At 55.2% G+C, this 19,003-nt stretch carries 13 protein-coding genes, 4 tRNA genes and 1 pseudogene; 2 read left to right on the plus strand and 16 right to left on the minus strand.

Going from position 1 to position 19,003, the window contains the following annotated elements:
- Positions 1-85: 85 nt before the first annotated feature.
- The 10 genes and pseudogenes from PSES9_RS0120655 to PSES9_RS0120700 all read right to left on the minus strand — a co-directional run bounded on the left by PSES9_RS0120655 (position 86) and on the right by PSES9_RS0120700 (position 9,445).
- Positions 86-1,948, minus strand: a complete 1,863-nt coding sequence (locus PSES9_RS0120655; RefSeq protein WP_010490204.1) for a SurA N-terminal domain-containing protein — start codon at positions 1,946-1,948, stop codon at positions 86-88.
- Positions 1,949-2,045: 97 nt separating this feature from the next.
- A tRNA-Asp gene (locus PSES9_RS0120660) sits at positions 2,046-2,122 on the minus strand.
- A 51-nt stretch (positions 2,123-2,173) separates the two neighbouring features.
- Positions 2,174-2,470: pseudogene (locus PSES9_RS0120665) on the minus strand (HU family DNA-binding protein); the annotation flags it as partial.
- A 114-nt stretch (positions 2,471-2,584) separates the two neighbouring features.
- Positions 2,585-4,981: an endopeptidase La gene (gene lon / locus PSES9_RS0120670; RefSeq protein WP_010490209.1), complete on the minus strand. Its 2,397-nt coding sequence runs from the start codon at positions 4,979-4,981 to the stop codon at positions 2,585-2,587.
- Between the two features lie 150 nt (positions 4,982-5,131).
- Positions 5,132-6,415: an ATP-dependent Clp protease ATP-binding subunit ClpX gene (gene clpX / locus PSES9_RS0120675; RefSeq protein ID WP_010490212.1), complete on the minus strand. Its 1,284-nt coding sequence runs from the start codon at positions 6,413-6,415 to the stop codon at positions 5,132-5,134.
- A gap of 105 nt (positions 6,416-6,520) precedes the next feature.
- Positions 6,521-7,162, minus strand: coding sequence for an ATP-dependent Clp endopeptidase proteolytic subunit ClpP (clpP, locus tag PSES9_RS0120680; RefSeq protein WP_010490214.1), 642 nt, complete (start codon positions 7,160-7,162; stop codon positions 6,521-6,523).
- Between the two features lie 92 nt (positions 7,163-7,254).
- Entirely contained in the window at positions 7,255-8,565 is a 1,311-nt protein-coding gene (tig, locus tag PSES9_RS0120685) for a trigger factor (protein ID WP_010490215.1), read from the minus strand.
- Positions 8,566-9,118: 553 nt separating this feature from the next.
- Positions 9,119-9,203: transfer RNA gene (locus PSES9_RS0120690), tRNA-Leu, on the minus strand.
- Between the two features lie 59 nt (positions 9,204-9,262).
- Positions 9,263-9,338 (minus strand) — tRNA-His (locus PSES9_RS0120695).
- A 30-nt stretch (positions 9,339-9,368) separates the two neighbouring features.
- A tRNA-Arg gene (locus tag PSES9_RS0120700) sits at positions 9,369-9,445 on the minus strand.
- 280 nt (positions 9,446-9,725) lie between these two features.
- On the opposite strand from PSES9_RS0120700, the gene folD reads away from it, so the two are divergent.
- Positions 9,726-10,580 carry a bifunctional methylenetetrahydrofolate dehydrogenase/methenyltetrahydrofolate cyclohydrolase FolD gene (gene folD, locus PSES9_RS0120705; protein ID WP_010490217.1) on the plus strand — a complete coding sequence of 285 codons (855 nt, stop codon included), beginning with the start codon at positions 9,726-9,728 and terminating at the stop codon, positions 10,578-10,580.
- A gap of 78 nt (positions 10,581-10,658) precedes the next feature.
- Here folD and PSES9_RS0120710 read toward each other — a convergent pair whose 3' ends face one another.
- From PSES9_RS0120710 to PSES9_RS0120735, 6 genes are all read right to left on the minus strand, one after another.
- Positions 10,659-12,401 carry an ABC transporter substrate-binding protein gene (locus PSES9_RS0120710; RefSeq protein WP_010490219.1) on the minus strand — a complete coding sequence of 581 codons (1,743 nt, stop codon included), beginning with the start codon at positions 12,399-12,401 and terminating at the stop codon, positions 10,659-10,661.
- A 61-nt stretch (positions 12,402-12,462) separates the two neighbouring features.
- A complete protein-coding gene (locus tag PSES9_RS0120715) occupies positions 12,463-12,735 on the minus strand; it encodes a DUF2160 domain-containing protein (RefSeq protein ID WP_010490220.1) in 273 nt (90 codons plus the stop codon).
- Positions 12,736-12,745: 10 nt separating this feature from the next.
- Positions 12,746-13,543 (minus strand): carbohydrate ABC transporter permease, encoded by a 798-nt coding sequence (locus PSES9_RS0120720; RefSeq protein ID WP_010490222.1) that lies wholly within the window; start codon positions 13,541-13,543, stop codon positions 12,746-12,748.
- A 21-nt stretch (positions 13,544-13,564) separates the two neighbouring features.
- Positions 13,565-14,425 carry a carbohydrate ABC transporter permease gene (locus PSES9_RS0120725; protein WP_010490224.1) on the minus strand — a complete coding sequence of 287 codons (861 nt, stop codon included), beginning with the start codon at positions 14,423-14,425 and terminating at the stop codon, positions 13,565-13,567.
- Positions 14,412-15,578, minus strand: coding sequence for an ABC transporter ATP-binding protein (locus PSES9_RS0120730; RefSeq protein WP_010490227.1), 1,167 nt, complete (start codon positions 15,576-15,578; stop codon positions 14,412-14,414). Before PSES9_RS0120730 ends, PSES9_RS0120725 begins: the two co-directional genes overlap by 14 nt.
- Positions 15,578-16,672: an ABC transporter ATP-binding protein gene (locus PSES9_RS0120735; protein ID WP_010490229.1), complete on the minus strand. Its 1,095-nt coding sequence runs from the start codon at positions 16,670-16,672 to the stop codon at positions 15,578-15,580. The genes PSES9_RS0120730 and PSES9_RS0120735 overlap by 1 nt, the downstream gene beginning before the upstream one ends.
- Positions 16,673-17,057: 385 nt before the next feature.
- On the opposite strand from PSES9_RS0120735, the gene PSES9_RS0120740 reads away from it, so the two are divergent.
- Positions 17,058-18,959: a sigma-54-dependent Fis family transcriptional regulator gene (locus PSES9_RS0120740; RefSeq protein ID WP_010490231.1), complete on the plus strand. Its 1,902-nt coding sequence runs from the start codon at positions 17,058-17,060 to the stop codon at positions 18,957-18,959.
- Positions 18,960-19,003: the final 44 nt, after the last annotated feature.

The following is a 19,003-nucleotide window of genomic DNA, read 5'->3' on the forward strand; positions in this document are numbered from 1 at the left end:
GGCAAGACAAGGTGTAAACCTTATTCAGGACAGGACAAGACAATAAAAAAGGCCGCTAAGCGGCCTTTTTTATCATGCGGACAAATTAGTAACGCTCAATGTCCGCCTTGGCTTCAAGCTGTTTGCGGTAAGCCGCAAAGTCTTGCTGGCCGATACGCGACGCCAGCACGCGACGATAGGTGGTTTTCTCTTCGTCAGTCAGGGCTTGTTCCTGCTTGCTCACACCGTCGAGACGAATCACCACGAAATCACCATTGGCCAAGCTCACGCCTGTATAGGTTGGCTTTCCATCATCAGCTGGCTTGGGCATGCGGAACAGCGCCTGCAGCACGGCTGGATCGACACCTTCCTGGGCGCGAGCCGCCGCTTCAGTGACAACCCATTGGGCATTACTGCTCGAGGCGTCACCCGCAGCAAGCTGGGCAATCTGCTTCTCACCAGCGGCTTTTGCAGCCTCACTGGCGCGCACGGTCGTCAGGTGCTCACGGATGCTGTCAGCGACCTCTTCAAGCTTCAACTGCTCAGGCTTGAGGTGTTGCTTGACGTGAACCACTACCGCAGTGCTTGGATCAAGTTCGATCACCGCGCTATTGCTACCACCTTCGAGCACATCACTGCTGTAGGCCGCTTCAACTACCTTGCGGTTGGCTGTAATGCCTTCGCCGCCTTCGCGCCCGAACGGCTTGCTGGTTTCGATTTTCAAACCAAGCTCTTGAGCAGGCTGGGTCAGATCAGAGGCTTCGAATGCAGAGTCTTCAAGTTGCTTGGACGCCTCGACAAAACGTTTTTCGACCTTTTGTTCCTTGAGGTCGTTGACCAGTTTTTCTTTCAGGCTATCGAAGCTAGGTACTTGCGGCGCCTGCACGCCCAGCAACTTGATCAGGTGCCAACCGAAGCTACTGCGCACCGGCGCGGACACTTGATCCTTGTCCAGCGCATACAATGCCTTTTCAAATTCAGGATCGTATACGCCAGGGCCGGCGTAGCCTAGATCGCCGCCGTTATTGGCAGAACCCGGGTCTTGCGACAGCTCTTTAGCCAATGCCGCGAAATCTTCACCGTTTTGCAGACGCTTCTGGATTTCCTCGATCTTGGCCTTGGCTTGGGCATCGCTGACCTTGTCATTGACTTCAATCAGGATATGCGCGGCGTCACGCTGCTCAGTGAGATTGGCGATTTCGGTTTTGTAGGCAGCCTGCAAGTCCTTGTCAGCAACCTCGACCTGATCGAAGAACGCGTCCTTCTTCAGCTCGACATACTGGACTACAACTTGCTCAGGGCTCATGAACTGACTGCTTTGCGCGTCGTAATAAGCTTTGACGTCATCATCGCTGACCGTCACTGCAGCTGGATCAGCCTTGATTGTCTGCGTTGCAAAATCACGGGTCTGCTTTTCCAGTGCGGCAAATGCCTGCACTTCTTCGTCGGTTACAAAGCTGCTGGCAGCCAAACCTGCACGCAGTTGGCCGATAAGCATTTCCTGCTTGAGCATCTGCCGGAACTGCATACGGGTATAGCCCAACTGACGAATCACCTGGTCAAAGCGGTTAGCGTCGAACTTGCCGTCAACACTGAACTCAGGCGTCATCAGGATGACCTGGTCCAGCGCAGCTTCGGAAAACCCGAACTTGGCTTCAGTCGCGCCTTGCAGCAACAGGCTACGTTCAATCAGGCCTTTGAGCGAAGCATCACGCAATAGTTTTTCATCAAGCAGTGCGGGATCAAAATTCCGGCCCAACTGCTGAACCAGTTGGCGACGCTGCATTTCTACAGCCTGGCCAAGCTCGTTTTGTGTGATTTTTTCGCCATTAACCTCGGCGGCGTTCTGACTATTACTGGTGCCGGTAAAGATCGCATCGATACCCGTCAAAGCGAGCAGCGCAACGATAATGCCGATAATAGTCTTGGCAATCCAACCTTGTGAATTGTCCCTAATATTCTGAAGCATGCATCCCCCAGAACGACTGTATAAAGAAATCAGCCGCGCAGTGTGGGTAAGTTCCGGATAGAAGAAAGGCGCATCCGAGGATGCGCCTTCTCGTAACTGGCGGAGCGGACGGGACTCGAACCCGCGACCCCCGGCGTGACAGGCCGGTATTCTAACCGACTGAACTACCGCTCCGCTGTCAGATCAGCGATCAAGCCGACCTGATGGGCAATGCCCGAAAGGCGCTTAGTTAACAGCGTCTTTCAGTGCTTTACCAGCTTTGAAACCTGGGATCTTGGCTGCCGCGATGCTGATTGGGTTGCCAGTCTGTGGGTTGCGGCCAGTGCGAGCTGCGCGCTCTTTAACTGCGAAAGTACCAAAGCCTACCAATACAACAGAATCACCAGCCTTCAGAGCACCAGTTACAGATTCAATTACTGCATCTAGCGCGCGGCCAGCAACAGCTTTTGGGATATCAGCAGATGCTGCGATAGCATCGATCAGTTCCGACTTGTTCACTCTAAGTCCCCTTAATTTCTGTTGAGAATATTTCTTCGTTTTTTAGTGTACGTGAAGCGAGTGCTGGAGGGCTCGTTAGCCCCAATTAGAGCCGCTTTATAACAAGGGCTCTAAAATGGTGTCAAGGAACCCTTCCGGCTAATGCGTGCTGATTCGCTCCTTGGAATCAGACTCGCGAGTTTCGTCCTTTGCAACTAACTCTGGAGCCGCATCAGCTAAGGGCTCCGGGGCGTATTGCAGCGCAATTTGCAGGACCTCGTCAATCCATTTCACGGGTTTAATCTGCAGGTCTTGTTTGATGTTCTCCGGAATCTCTTTCAAATCACGCACATTTTCTTCCGGAATAATCACGGTTTTGATGCCGCCACGGTGAGCTGCAAGCAGTTTTTCCTTGAGGCCGCCGATGGCCAAAACCTGACCGCGCAAGGTGATTTCACCGGTCATTGCAACGTCTGCGCGCACCGGGATCTCAGTCAACGCAGAAACCAGCGCCGTACACATCCCCACGCCCGCGCTGGGGCCGTCTTTGGGCGTCGCCCCTTCCGGCATGTGGATATGGATGTCGCGCTTCTCATAGAAGTCCAGAGGCACGCCCAAACTTTTCGCCCGACTGCGCACTACCGTCTGCGCGGCAGTGATGGATTCGAGCATCACGTCACCCAATGAACCGGTTTTAATCAACTGGCCCTTGCCGGGTACAACGGCGGCTTCAATGGTCAGCAATTCTCCACCAACCTGAGTCCAGGCAAGCCCGGTAACTTGACCAATTTGGTCCTGTTGCTCGGCCAAACCGTAGCGATGCTTGCGCACGCCGAGGAAATCTTCGAGGTTTTCGGCGGTCACCAGGACCTTGAAACGCTTTTCCTTGGCGTGATCCTTAACCGCTTTACGGCAAACCTTGGCAATCTGCCGCTCAAGGCTGCGCACACCGGCTTCACGGGTGTAATAACGGACGATGTCGCGAATCGCGTCGACCTCAAACTCCAGCTCGCCCTTCTTCACGCCGTTGGCCTGAGTCTGTTTTGGCGCCAGATACTTGATGGCGATGTTGATTTTTTCGTCTTCGGTGTAGCCAGGCAGACGAATCACTTCCATGCGGTCGAGCAACGGCCCCGGAATATTCATCGAGTTGGCGGTACAAAGGAACATCACATCCGAAAGGTCGTAGTCGACCTCCAGGTAATGATCGTTGAAGTTGTGGTTTTGCTCGGGATCAAGCACTTCCAGCAATGCCGAAGCCGGATCGCCGCGCATGTCCTGGCCCATCTTGTCGATTTCATCGAGCAGGAAGAGCGGATTGCGCACCGCAACCTTGGTCATCTTTTGTATCAATCTACCGGGCATGGAACCGATATAAGTGCGGCGATGACCGCGAATTTCCGCCTCATCACGCACGCCACCCAGCGCCATGCGGACAAATTTACGATTGGTTGCGGTAGCGATCGACTCCGCCAGCGAGGTTTTACCTACGCCAGGAGGCCCCACCAGGCATAACACCGGCCCCTTGAGCTTCTTCACCCGCTTTTGCACGGCGAGGTACTCGAGGATACGGTCCTTGACTTCTTCCAGGCCATAGTGATCGGCGTCGAGAATGGTCTCGGCGCGCGCCAGGTCAAGGCGAACCTTGCTCTGCGCCTTCCACGGCACGTTAGTCAGCCACTCGATGTAGGAGCGCACCACAGTGGCTTCAGCCGACATAGGCGACATCTGCTTGAGCTTATTCAACTCACTGGTGGCCTTGGCATGGGCATCCTTGCTCATACCCGATGTTTCGATGCGCTTTTTCAGCTCATCGATCTCATTGTGGCCCTCGTCGATATCGCCCAGCTCTTTTTGAATGGCCTTCATCTGCTCATTCAAATAGTACTCGCGCTGGCTGCGCTCCATCTGCTTCTTGACCCGCCCACGGATACGCTTTTCAACCTGAAGCAGGTCAACCTCGGCGTCGAGCAGGGCCAGCACGTGCTCGACACGCGCAGACAGATCGGTAATTTCGAGGATTTCCTGCTTTTGCTCGATCTTCAGCGCCATGTGCGCGGCCATGGTATCGACCAGGCGACTTGGCTCATCGATACTGTTGAGCGATGACAGCACTTCAGCCGGGACCTTCTTGCCCAGCTGCACATACTGCTCGAACTGGCTCAACAGGCTACGGGTGAAGACCTCTGACTCACGCTCGGCGACCTCGGCTTCGTCAAGCAGCTGGACTTCCGAGCGGAAGTAGCCATCGGCCTCGATAAACTGCTCGATTTCACCCCGCTGCTCACCCTCAACCAGCACCTTGACGGTACCGTCGGGCAGTTTGAGCAGCTGCAACACCGTGGCGACGGTGCCAACTCGGTAGAGGCCTTCTTCATTTGGATCATCGTCAGCCGGATTCTTTTGTGCGACCAGCAGGATCTGCTTTTCGCCCGACATCGCGGCTTCGAGTGCTTCTATGGATTTTTCACGCCCTACGAACAACGGGATGACCATGTGCGGATAGACCACGACATCGCGCAGCGGCAGGAGAGGCAATTCGATGGTTGTCTTCATGATTTCGGCTCTACAGCGACCATACGGCCGTAAACGATGGGAATGACCCTTGACCCTAAGATGGGGCTACCCCCAAGAAAAAACAAGCGCCATGACTAAAAAACAAAAAGGGCCCGCAGGCCCTTTTGCATTCAGGATGTAACAGACGAATTATGCGTCTGGCGCAGCCTTGGCTGGCGGCTCACTGTTTTCGTAGATCAACAGTGGCTGCGATGTGCCATCAATCACGCTTTCGTCGATGACGACCTTGCTGACATCCGTCTGAGATGGAATCTCATACATGGTGTCAAGCAGGATGCCCTCGAGGATGGAGCGCAAACCACGTGCACCGGTTTTACGTTCCAGCGCCTTTTGCGCGACCGATTTCAGGGCGTCTGGACGGAACTCCAGGTCAACCCCTTCCAACTCGAACAACTTGGCGTACTGCTTGGTCAGGGCATTTTTTGGCTCGGTCAGAATCTGCATCAATGCAGCTTCATCCAGCTCGTCCAGAGTTGCGATAACCGGCAAGCGGCCAACGAACTCGGGAATCAAACCAAACTTGACCAAATCATCAGGCTCGACATTGCGCAGCGATTCGCCGATCTTCTTACCCAGGTCCTTACTGCGAACCTGCGCATTGAAACCAATACCGCCCTTCTCGGAGCGACCCTGGATCACTTTTTCCAAGCCAGAGAAAGCGCCACCACAGATAAACAGAATGCTGCGGGTATCAACCTGCAGGAACTCTTGCTGCGGATGCTTGCGACCACCCTGGGGTGGAACCGAAGCAACGGTGCCCTCAATCAGCTTCAGCAACGCCTGCTGAACGCCCTCACCCGATACATCGCGAGTAATCGACGGGTTGTCAGACTTGCGTGAAATCTTGTCGATTTCGTCGATGTAGACAATGCCCATCTGGGCCTTTTCCACATCGTAGTCGCACTTCTGCAACAGCTTCTGGATGATGTTCTCGACGTCTTCACCCACATAACCAGCTTCGGTCAGGGTGGTCGCGTCGGCAATGGTGAACGGGACATTGAGCAAGCGCGCCAGGGTTTCAGCCAGCAGGGTCTTACCCGAGCCGGTTGGACCGATCAGCAAAATATTGCTTTTACCCAGTTCAACATCGTCACTTTTCTTGTCGCGCTGGTTAAGGCGCTTGTAGTGGTTGTACACCGCTACCGCCAGAACCTTTTTCGCACGCTCCTGACCAATTACGTACTGGTCAAGGATTGCGCTAATTTCTTTGGGCGCAGGTAATTTGTGCGCAGTACTTTCGGCCTGGGCTTCTTGCACCTCCTCGCGGATGATGTCGTTGCACAGGTCGACGCACTCGTCGCAGATAAAGACGGAAGGACCAGCAATCAATTTACGTACTTCATGCTGGCTTTTGCCGCAGAAGGAGCAATAAAGCAGCTTGCCGTTGTCCTCGCCGTTGCGGGTGTCAGTCATTCGATCAATCCAATACGGTAGGCTTGAAACACAAGATGAAGGCAAACGTGGGCTTTTTCAAGTCCACAGGTGGTTAGATAGACCAACCACCTTCATCTGAACTGCTTAGGCAGGCATATCACGCTTCATCATTACCGAGTCGATCAGGCCATATTCAGCCGCACGCTCAGCGCTCATGAAGTTGTCACGCTCGGTATCACGCTCAATGGTTTCAAGCGTTTGACCGGTGTGATGGGCCAGCAAGGTATTGAGACGGTGACGAATGTGAAGGATTTCCTTCGCATGGATGTCAATGTCCGATGCCTGGCCCTGGAAGCCACCCAGAGGCTGGTGAATCATCATGCGCGAGTTTGGCAGGCAATGACGCTTGCCTGGCGCGCCACCGGCCAGCAGGAACGCACCCATGCTGCAGGCCTGGCCAATGCAGGTGGTCGACACGTCCGGCTTGATGAACTGCATGGTGTCGTAGATCGACATACCCGCAGTTACCGAGCCACCTGGCGAGTTGATATACAGGTGAATGTCTTTATCCGGGTTTTCTGCTTCAAGGAACAGCAGCTGTGCGGCAACCAGATTGGCCATGTAGTCTTCGACCGGACCAATCAGGAAGATCACTCGCTCCTTGAGCAAACGTGAATAGATGTCGTAGGCGCGCTCACCACGGGCCGACTGCTCGACAACCATAGGTACCAAGCCGCCAGCGGCTTGCATGTCAGGCATTTGTTGCATGAAAGGATTGCGGGACATTTCTTGCACTCGCTCCCTAGATAGTCATATTTCAAATACGCATAAGCCAGCACGAGGGCTGGCTTATGGTGTGTTCGAACGAGGTAAAGAAATCAGTCGGCTTTTGGAGCTTCCACCGGCTTGACAGCTTCTTCGTAAGAGACCTTTTTATCGGTCACATTCGCCTTCTGCAAAACAGTATCTACAACTTGCTCTTCGAGCACAACAGAGCGAACTTCGTTCATCTGCTGATCGTTCTTGTAGTACCAGGAAATAACCTGCTCAGGCTCTTGGTAAGCAGAGGCCATTTCAGTGATCAACTCTTTAACGCGAGCATCATCCGGCTTCAGATCGAACTGCTTGACTACCTCGGCAACGATCAAGCCCAGCACCACACGACGCTTGGCCTGCTCTTCGAACAGCTCGGCTGGCAGTTGGTCTGGCTTGATGTTGCCGCCGAACTGCTGAACAGCCTGAACGCGCAGACGGTCAACTTCGCTCGACAGCAGCGCCTTTGGCACTTCGATCGGGTTGGCAGCCAGCAAGCCGTCCATCACCTGGTTCTTGACCTTGGATTTGATGGCTTGGCGCAGCTCGCGCTCCATGTTCTTGCGAACTTCGGCGCGGAAACCTTCAATGCCGCCTTCCTTGATACCGAACAGCGCGAAGAAATCGTCATTCAGCTCAGGCAGCTTTGGCGCAGCAACAGCAGTCACATTGACAGTGAACTCTGCGGTTTTACCGGCCAGGTCAAGGTTTTGGTAATCTTCAGGGAAGGTTGGATTGATGACCTTCTCTTCACCAGCCTTGGCGCCAACCAGGGCGTCTTCAAAGCCAGGAATCATACGACCAGAACCCAGAACCAGCTGGGTGCCCTTGGCCGAACCACCTGCGAACTCAGCACCGTCGATCTTGCCAACGAAGTCGATAGTCAGCTGGTCGCCAGTTTCAGCGGCACGCTCAACAGCTTCAAAGCTGGTGTTCTGCTTACGCAGGATATCCAGCATGTTGTCGACATCAGCATCAACAACTTCAGCTTCCAGGCGCTCGACAGCTATGGTGTCCAGGCCGGTTACTTCGAACTCGGGAAACACTTCGAAAGTAGCGACGTACTCGAGGTCCTTGCCCTTTTCGAACGACTTGGGCTCTACCGCTGGCTGGCCAGCCGGGTTCAGCTTCTGCTCGACAACAGCTTCATAGAAGGTCGCCTGGATCAGCTCGCCCAAGGCTTCTTGGCGCGCCGAGTCTTCGTAGCGCTGACGAATAACGCTCATCGGTACCTTGCCTGGACGGAAGCCAGGGACCTTGGCGCGACGAGCAGTCTGCTGCAGACGCTTGTTGACTTCGGTCTCGATGCGCTCGACGGGTACACCGACGGTCATGCGACGCTCGAGTACGGAAGTGTTTTCAACAGAAACTTGCATTGATAATCCTCGTTGCACAGACATTAAGCCGACTGTTTCCAGTCCCAGATCAAGGGCATGCATTCTAGAGGGTCAATTTACAGAAGTCACCCTAGATGCAGGCGGCAAACGGGAGATAACTAATAGATGGTGCGCACGCAGAGCCTTGGACTCATGCATTGGCCACCATCGCAGCAACGCCTTTAAATACGGGCGCTGTGCTTTGTTAATCAGCGTATTTGTGTTCCCCAAACGCGGTAATGGTCTAGCCAGGTACAGCCTTCAGGGCACAGCCGGGGCGCATAATACACCTTTTGTATTGACCAATGGTAAAAAGCTATTTTTCACCAGCGCCGCAGCGACCTGCTCCGGCAAGACAATACAAATCAACGGCTTAACCAGCCCCTGCGCAATGATTCAGGCATACAGGCACCATACGCCTGAAACACCCTTAAACGAAAAAAGGCAGCCCTTACGGAGCTGCCTTTTGTCTTTACCCATTCCCAAAGTATTCCCAAATTGCTCCCCTTTCGGGTATTCATGAGAATAAATCCTTTGAAAACAATACCTTAATTGGTGCGGACGGAGAGACTCGAACTCTCACAGCTTGCGCCGCTGGAACCTAAATCCAGTGTGTCTACCAATTTCACCACGTCCGCAAAACAAGGGGGTGAAACATAAGAGCCAGGCCTAAGGCCTGGCTCTTATTTCAGCAATATGGGGTGGACGATGGGGATCGAACCCACGACAACAGGAGTCACAATCCTGTGCTCTACCAACTGAGCTACGCCCACCATATAACTACTTGAGCCAAAGCTGCCAAATGGCACGCCCGGCAGGACTCGAACCTGCGACCATCCGCTTAGAAGGCGGATGCTCTATCCAGCTGAGCTACGGGCGCTTATCCATCTGCAGAAGCAGACTTTAAGCTTTCGGCATTCTCACAAACACTTACCAGGTAAGTAGCTTGCTTGTTTGCCGTCTTACCCAGCGACTGGCTGTGCTCGACAAGCGGGGCGAATGTTAATGGCGGATTACATATCCGTCAACACTAAAATCAAAAAAAATCAGTGAGATAAAGGAGTTACACGAATTTCGTGGCTTAGCGCCTTTGCCCCACGCCTGCTCCGTGCGAGAATACGCATCCTTTTTCCACCCTCTCTAATGGTTAACCACGCGCAATGACCGCACAACTGATTGACGGTAAAGCGATTGCTGCCAGCCTTCGCCAGCAGATAGCCAAATCTGTCGCCGAGCGACGCCAGCAAGGACTGCGAGCGCCGGGCCTTGCTGTGATCCTGGTGGGCAGCGACCCTGCCTCTCAGGTTTATGTCTCGCACAAACGTAAGGACTGTGAAGAAGTAGGCTTCCTGTCGCAGGCCTATGACCTGCCAGCCGATACCCGCCAGGAAGATTTGGCGGCACTGATTGATCAATTGAACCAAGACCCAACCATCGACGGGATCCTTGTTCAACTGCCGCTTCCCGAACACCTCGACTCTTCGCTGATTCTTGAGCGAATTCGCCCAGATAAAGATGTCGATGGCTTCCACCCTTACAATATTGGCCGCCTTGCGCAGCGCATGCCGCTGCTGCGTCCATGCACACCAAAAGGCATCATGACCCTGCTCGAAAGCACCGGCGTCGACCTTTATGGTTTGCACGCGGTGGTCGTTGGCGCATCGAATATTGTCGGTCGACCAATGGCCATGGAGCTGCTGCTCGCCGGTTGCACCGTGACAGTGACTCACCGTTTCACCAAGGACCTGGCTCGCCACGTTGGCGATGCCGACCTGCTGGTGGTCGCGGCTGGCAAGCCTGGCCTGATCAAGGGCGAATGGGTCAAGCCGGGCGCGATCGTGATTGATGTCGGGATCAACCGCCAGGAAGATGGCAAGTTGATTGGTGATGTGGTGTACGAAACCGCCCTGCCTCGCGCAGGCTGGATCACGCCCGTACCCGGCGGTGTTGGCCCGATGACGCGCGCAGGCTTGCTGGAAAACACCTTGCACGCGGCAGAACACCTGCACGACTAAGCACAGGGCTCGAATAAAAAACGGCAGGCGCTTAGCGTCTGCCGTTTTTTATTTGTGCGAGCTTTACTCTGGCTTGGCTTACTTGCGCGCCTGCTCCCATGATTTCAGCAGGTCGGCGTAGTTAACCGTCTCCCCCTTGGGCTTCTCGTTAGCCAGCTTGGGCTTTGGCGCGCCCGGTTGATCCAACCAGTACTGCGGATCACGGGGCTCGTTAAGCTTGGGCCCACACTCGCCCAGTACATTGGCCCGCTCCAAACGACCGAGCATGGTGTCCTGTGCTGCGGCCAGGCCATCCAAAGCCTCTTGCGGTGTTTTGTCGCCACTGGCGGCCTCGGCAATAAACTGCCACCAGAGCTGCGCCAGGCGCGGATAATCGGGCACATTGGTACCTGTTGGCGTCCACTGCACACGCGCCGGGCTGCGATAGAACTCAACCAGACCACCCAGTTTCGGCGCGATGTCGGTCATGGCCTGCGAGTTGATGTCCGACTCACGAATAGGCGTCAGGCCAACCAGGGTCTTCTTCAGCGACACGGTTTTCGAGGTCACGAACTGCGCATACAGCCAGGCGGCAAGACGCTGCTTCTCAGGCGTCGACTTGAGGAAGGTCCATGATCCGGTGTCCTGATAACCGAGCTTCATGCCCTCTTCCCAGTACGGCCCTTTAGGCGAAGGCGCCATCCGCCACTTTGGCGTGCCATCAGCATTAACCACCGGCAAACCTGGCTTGGTCATATCCGCGGTAAAGGCGGTGTACCAGAAGATTTGCTGGGCAATGTTACCCTGTGCAGGCACGGGCCCTGCTTCAGAGAAAGTCATGCCCTGCGCTTCTGGCGGTGCGTACTGGCGCAGCCAATCGACGTACTTCTGGGTCGCAAAGACGGCCGCCGGAGCATTGGTGGCACCGCCACGGGCAACGCTCGAACCCACCGGGCGACATCCGTCTACCCGAATACCCCACTCATCAACTGGCAGGCCATTGGGCAAGCCCTTGTCGCCGCCGCCCGCCATGGAGAACCAGGCATCGGTGAAGCGCCAGCCGAGCGATGGGTCTTTCTTGCCGTAATCCATGTGGCCGTAGACTTTCTTGCCGTCGATCTCCTTGACATCTTCAGAGAAGAACTTGGCGATGTCTTCGTAGGCCGACCAGTTGACCGGCACACCCAACTCATAGCCATATTTTTCCTTGAACTTGGCTTTCAGGTCAGCGCGCTCAAACCAATCCGCGCGAAACCAGTAAAGGTTGGCGAACTGCTGGTCGGGTAGTTGATACAGCTTGCCATCCGGCCCGGTGGTGAAGGATATGCCGATAAAATCGGGCAGATCCAGGGTTGGCGAAGTGAAGTCCTTGCCTTCGTTGGCAATCATGTCGCTGATGGCCACTGCCTTGCCGTAGCGAAAGTGAGTGCCGATCAGGTCAGAGTCGTTGATATAGCCGTCGTAGATGTTTTTGTCTGATTGCATCTGGGTTTGCAGCTTTTCAACCACGTCGCCTTCTTGCATCAGGTCATGGGTGAGCTTGATCCCGGTGATTTCACTGAAGGCCTTGGCCAGCACCTTGGACTCATACTCATGGGTGGCGATGGTTTCGGATGCCACGTTAATGGTCATGCCGCGAAACGGCTCTGCCGCCTTGATGAACCACTTGAGCTCGGCCAGTTGTTGTTCAGGCGTCAGTGTCGAGGGACTAAACTCACTTGCCATCCATTTCTTCGCCGCATCCTCATAAGCATCGGCCAAAGCCGCGCCACTGAGTCCGGACAACGCCAGCAAGGCAGCCAGCGCCATGCTATGTCGGGTTTTGTTGTTATTTTCGAACATAGAGACCTCCATCTCAGGGTATTTACCAAAGCCAGGAAATGCCGCTACCAACTGCCCTCCACTAGCCCCAACGCATCACTACAACCAACCACACCACGGACAGCGCCGAGGCTATCCAGACACTCCAGTCAGTCACACCTATCACCATGAGATGCAGGTATGCGCTGCCTAAAAGCCCGATAAACAAACGATCACCACGACTGGTGGTAATAGGTAAAAAGCCGCGGCGCTCAACACAGGGCGAACGCAACTCCCAAACCGTCATACCAACCAGCAACAAGCCGATACCGCCAAAAAACAGCGCTGTCGGTAATGTCCAGGCCATCCACTCCATAGGATTCTCCTTACACCCGGCCCAGGGCAAAGCCCTTGGCCACATGGTTGCGCACGAACCAGATCACCAACATGCCCGGCAAAATGGTCAAGACTCCAGCAGCGGCCAGCACGCCCCAGTCGATCCCCGAGGCTGAAACCGTACGCGTCATTACCGCGACGATGGGCTTGGCATCCACCGATGTCAGGGTTCGTGCCAACAGCAGCTCAACCCAGGAAAACATGAAGCAGAAAAATGCCGTCACTCCAATTCCGGAGCCAATCAGCGGGATAAAGATCTTCACAAAGAATTTGGGGAAGCTGTAACCGTCGATATAAGCCGTCTCATCGATTTCCTTCGGCACCCCGGACATGAAACCCTCGAGAATCCACACCGCCAGGGGCACGTTGAATAGACAGTGCGCCAGGGCCACTGCGATATGGGTGTCAAACAAGCCGATCGATGAATAAAGCTGGAAAAACGGCAGCAGAAACACGGCGGGCGGCGCCATGCGATTGGTCAGCAGCCAGAAGAACAGGTGCTTATCACCGAGAAAGCGGTAGCGCGAAAATGCATAGGCGGCCGGCAAGGCCACACTGAGCGAGATCAGGGTGTTCAAGCTCACGTAATACAATGAATTGAGGTATGCCTGATACCAACTCGGATCGGTGAAGATCACCCTGTAGTTATCCAGCGTAAAGCTGCTGGGCCAGAGCGTCAGGCTGCCCAGAATCTCGGTATTGCTCTTGAACGACATGTTCACCAGCCAGTAGATCGGCACCAGCAGAAACAGGATATAGATCACCAAAACCACGCGTTTACGTAACATTGCCCGCCTCCTCAGCTGTTCTTATCGCTGGGGGTTATGGGGGGGGGGGGGAAAAACCAGCCATGACACCAACAAGATGATCAGGAAGTAGACCAGGGAGAATGCAGCCGCCGGACCGAGGTCGAACTGGCCGACAGCCATTTTGGTCAATGTCTGGCTGAGGAAGGTCGTTGCATTGCCGGGGCCGCCCCCGGTCAGCACAAAGGGCTCGGTATAGATCATGAAGCTGTCCATGAAACGCAGCATCACAGCAATCAACAACACACTCTTGAGCTTGGGCAACTGGATATAGCGAAACACCGCCCAGGATGAAGCGCGGTCAATACGTGCAGCCTGGTAATACACATCGGGAATCGCCCGCAGGCCTGAATAACACAGCAGCGCCACAAGTGAGGTCCAATGCCAGACATCCATCACCAGCACCGTGACCCAGGCATCAGTGGTATTGGACGCATAGTTGTAGCTGATGCCCAGCGCATTCAGGGTCCAGCCCAGCAGGCCGATGTCGGCGCGGCCAAAGATCTGCCAGATGGTACCGACGACATTCCATGGAATCAGCAATGGAATGGCCATCACGATCAGACAGACTGACGCCCAGCGCCCCTTGGTCGGCATGGTCAGGGCAATCGCAATGCCCAGTGGAATTTCGATCAGCAATACACAGCCTGAATAAATAAACTGGCGCAACAGGGAGTCATGCAGGCGCGAGTCACGCAGCACCTGCTTGAACCAGTCAACGCCAACGAAGAAGCGGCTGGATGAGTCAAATATGTCCTGCACCGAGTAGTTGACCACAGTCATCATCGGCACCACCGCGCTGAACGCCACCAGCAAGAACACCGGCAACACCAACCACCAGGCTTTATTGTTATGCACTTTCATGGCGCGCCTCCTGTGCGTCTACCGTGACCAGAAAGTCATCGGCATAGACCATCAGCCACTGCGCCGGAAAACTCACCGATGCCCGATGCCTGGGTACGACCTGGTCCTCTTGCAGGCGCACCTTGAGCGGCTGGCCATCCAGGTTCAGGCTGAGGATTTTATAAGTGCCCAAGTCCTCGACATGTACCACCTCGGCACTAAAGGCGTCGCTGTCGGCCGCTACTTCGACCAAGGATTCAGCACCGGGAAGATCGCTGCCGGGAAGATCCCAGAGATGAACAAACTCGGGGCGAATACCGATTTTCAATTGCTGATAATCCAGCGAATCAAGTCGCTGGTTTAGCGCTGCGCCAAGGCTCAAGCGAGTGTTGGCAAAGCAGACTCCATCCGCGCAACGCTCGACCTCGATCAAGTTCATCCCGGGGCTGCCAATGAAATAACCGACGAAGGTATGGCTGGGCCGCTCGAACAGTTCACGCGGCGTACCAAACTGCACAATCTGGCCGCCATACATCACCGCGATCTTGTCGGCAAAGGTCGAGGCCTCCAACTGGTCATGGGTGACGTAGATCATGGTGATATTGAACTGCTCGTGAATCTGCTTGAGCTTGCGCCGCAGTTTCCACTTCAGGTGCGGGTCAATCACCGTCAGCGGCTCGTCAAATAGAATCGCAGAGACGTCATCACGCACCAGGCCACGGCCCATGGAGACTTTTTGCTTCTCATCGGCGCTCAGGTTGCTGGCCTTTTTCGTCAGCAAAGGATGCAAATCAAGCACTTCGGCAATCTCGTGCACCTTGCTCAATACTTGCGGTTCAGCCATGCCCTGGTTACGCAGTGGAAAGGCCAGGTTATCGAACACGGTCATGGTGTCGTACACCACTGGAAACTGGAAAACCTGGGCGATATTGCGCATTTGCGGGGTCAAGTCGTTGACCACCCTTGAATCAAACAACACCTGGCCATGGGACGGGCTGAGCAGCCCGGAGATGATGTTCAGCAGTGTCGACTTCCCGCAACCTGATGGCCCCAGCAGCGCATAGGCACCGCCCTGCTCCCAGGTATGGTTCATTTCGCGAATTGCATATTCAGCGGCGCTGCTTGGCGTGCGACTGTAACTATGGGCAAGATTCTGCAAGCGGATCTCAGCCATCAGGCAGCCCTCCCCGTGCGTCGCGCTGGGGCCTGCTTGAGTTGACCCTGAACATCAAAGACAAATAATTTGTGGGTAGGGATATAAATCAGAATCGGTGTATCCACGTCGTACTCATGTACACCGGGAAGGTGCAGCACCAACGAGAACTGCTCGCCTCGCACATGCAGGAAGGTTTCCGAACCGCTTATTTCGGCAAGGTCAACCGTCACCGCCAGCTCGAGGTCATCATCATTGGAAGGCACCAGGCCAATATGGCTTGGGCGCATGCCAAACCGGTATTCGCCGGGCTCAAGCTGTTGCAAGTCAGGGTTCAGGGGAAAATGCACGGTATCGGCAAAACTCACTTCGGTCCCGCTGATCTGGCCTGGGAGAATATTGATTGGCGGTTCAGAAAACAGCTCTGCAGCCAATATATGCTGCGGACGGTGGTAGACCTCGGGCGTATTGCCGCTCTGGATAATGCGCCCCTGGTGCAAAATGGTTGTGGTACCCCCCAGCGCCAGCGCTTCATTCGGCTCGGTGGTGGCGTAGATGGCAATGGTATGGCGTGCGGCAAATAGCTCGCGCATCTCCTGGCGCAGCTCTTCGCGCAATTTGTAATCCAGATTGACCAGCGGCTCGTCAAACAGAATCAGGGAAGCATCCTTGACCAGCGCCCTGGCCATGGCCGTGCGCTGTTGCTGGCCGCCGGAAAGCTCCAGGGGAAAACGCTTGAGCAAGCCCTCGATGCGCAGCATCTTGGCCGTGGCGTGGACTTTCTCGGTAATTTCGGCCTCCGAGCAACGCGCCTGGCGCAATGGCGAGGCGATATTCTCGAATACGCTGAGCGTGGGGTAGTTGATGAACTGTTGATACACCATCGACACGTTGCGTTGGCGCACTGGGATGGCGGTCACATCCGCACCATTCATCAGGATCCGCCCCTTACTTGGACGGTCCAGGCCGGCCATCAGCCGCATCAGGCTGGTTTTCCCGGACAGGGTGCGTCCCAGCAGCACATTGAATGACCCAGGCTCGAAACTCAGGCAGGCATCGTCGATGTAAACCTGGTTATCAACCCAACGGCTGACATGTTCCAGCGTCAGTGACATGGCGTTTCCTTTTTTTGTTATGCCATTTCACACAACCAAGCGATGTCCGTGCCAGCTCAGCGATTATTGTTCTATGTTCTTGTCTGACAATGCATATTTATTTATGGCCGCTGCAGTTTCTGTTACTCACTGAACAGCTTTGAACAGTTGTGGACTGAACAACTGAACACCCGGGCGTTGACATTGAACAGTCATCAGCGACACTCAGTAAACCGGCAAAACCACAGGGACTGAACGCGCGAAATTCGGTTTCGGCCAAGCGTTCGGCTACAAGCAAATGCCTTGCTCGGCCTGGCCAATGCTGTTGCATTGTGGGCATGAGAATAAGTGCGGCGAAGACCGTGGCTAACAACAATAAGAAACACTGCAACGGAGAACTGCCTGCATGGCTGAATCTGCCCGCATACTGACTCACCAGGCAATTGTTGAGGATTCCTGGTCACGCTGCCGCGAATTTGGCCTGACGCATCAGACAGCGCCTAGCTTTGGCTCCCCGGTGCGAGGCGAAGTCAGCGCCCTGCTTGAGCGCCATCAAAGCCTGGTCGTCACGACGCACCAGGAAGTCCTGCCGTATTACGGCAACATCCTCGCCAACTCCAATTGCCTGATCATGCTGGCGGACAACCGGGGCCAGGTCTTGCAGTCATGGGGCGACCAACGCTTTCTCGATGCAGAGCGCAGTGCGGGCTTTGTCGCTGGCGCCAGCTGGCAGGAACGCCAAACCGGCACCAATGCCATAGGCACTGCCCTCAATTGTGCCCAGGCGGTACATATCCAACACGACGAGCATTACCTCAAGGCCAACCGATTCATGACCGGCTCCGCCTCGCCTATCTTCGATGAACAGCGCCAGGTGATTGCAGTACTCGATGTCTCCAGCGACAGCTATTTGCCACCCTCGCACACGTTGGGCATGGTCAAGATGATGAGCCAGTCGGTGGAAAACCGGTTGATCCTGAACCTGTTCAAGCAGCACTATTTCCAGCTGACCTTCAACACCAGCCTCAATAACCTAGAAAGCCCCTGGGCGGGGCTGGTGGTGTTCGACGAAAGCGGCCAGGTGATATCGGCAAATCGTCGGGCGGACAACCTTCTCGGCACCAGCCTGGCGCTGGTCAATATCGAAATGTTATTCGATGTGCCGCTGCAGCAGTTGCTCAACCAACCCTCCGGCCAGCCGTTCAACTTGAAAGCCGGCGGACGCTTTCGTTTCCATGCCCATATCACCCAGCCACTGCAGCCCGTAGCTCCAACCGCCCGTGATTTCCGGCGGCAGGCCAAGGGCGCGGCAATCTCTCAAGACGATCATGGCCTGCCCGCCGATAACCTAAGCCTGGATAACCTGAGCATGGGTGATGCCCGGGTCGACAAGGCCATCCAGCAAGCCCAACGCCTGATCGAGAAAGACATCCCCCTGCTCATCCATGGCGAAACCGGCGTGGGCAAGGAAGTTTTCGTCAAAGCCCTGCACCACGCCGGCAGTCGCGCGGCGCAGCCATTGATTGCAGTCAACTGTGCCGCCATTCCCAGCGAGCTGGTTGAGTCCGAGCTCTTTGGCTACGAGAAAGGCGCCTTCACCGGCGCCAACCAGAAAGGCAGCAGTGGCCTGATCCGCAAGGCAGACAAGGGCACGTTGTTTCTCGATGAAATCGGTGACATGCCAGCGCGGGTCCAGGCGCGTCTGTTGCGAGTGCTGCAAGAACGTTGCGTGCAACCGCTGGGCAGCAGTGAAAACTACCCGGTGGATATCCGCTTGATCTCGGCGACCAACCGTCCACTGCGAAATGATGTTGAGCAGGGCTTGTTCCGCCAGGACCTTTACTACCGCATTAACGGGCTCAGCCTCGAACTGCCCCCGCTACGTGAACGCAGCGATAAAACCGCCTTGTTCAAACGCCTGTGGCAGCAATACCGGGAACCACAGCAATGGGCAGGCTTGAGCAATGAAGTACTTGAATTGTTCAATGCGCACCCATGGCCGGGTAATCTGCGCCAGCTCAGCAGTGTGATCCAGGTCGCCCTGGCAATGGCTGATGATCAGCCGATCAGAGTCGAGCATCTGCCGGATGATTTTATTGCCGAGCTGCAGGCCCACCAGCCAGCGACAGCAAGTTCCATGGCGCAAGCAAACACCGGCGCTGGCACCCATGGTGGCATGAGCGGCGCGTCTGACCTCAATCAAAAACTACAGGCCTGCGCCGGAAATGTATCGCAACTTGCCCGGCATTTAGGCGTAAGCCGCAATACCCTCTACAAGCGCCTGCGTGAGCAAGGTGTGAAAACATAGGTCTGGTGCAAGGGTACAAAAAAACCGCTCGAAAGCGGTTTTTT

Origin of the sequence: Pseudomonas sp. S9 (assembly GCF_000222125.1) — a bacterium.
Lineage (GTDB): Bacteria > Pseudomonadota > Gammaproteobacteria > Pseudomonadales > Pseudomonadaceae > Aquipseudomonas > Aquipseudomonas segetis.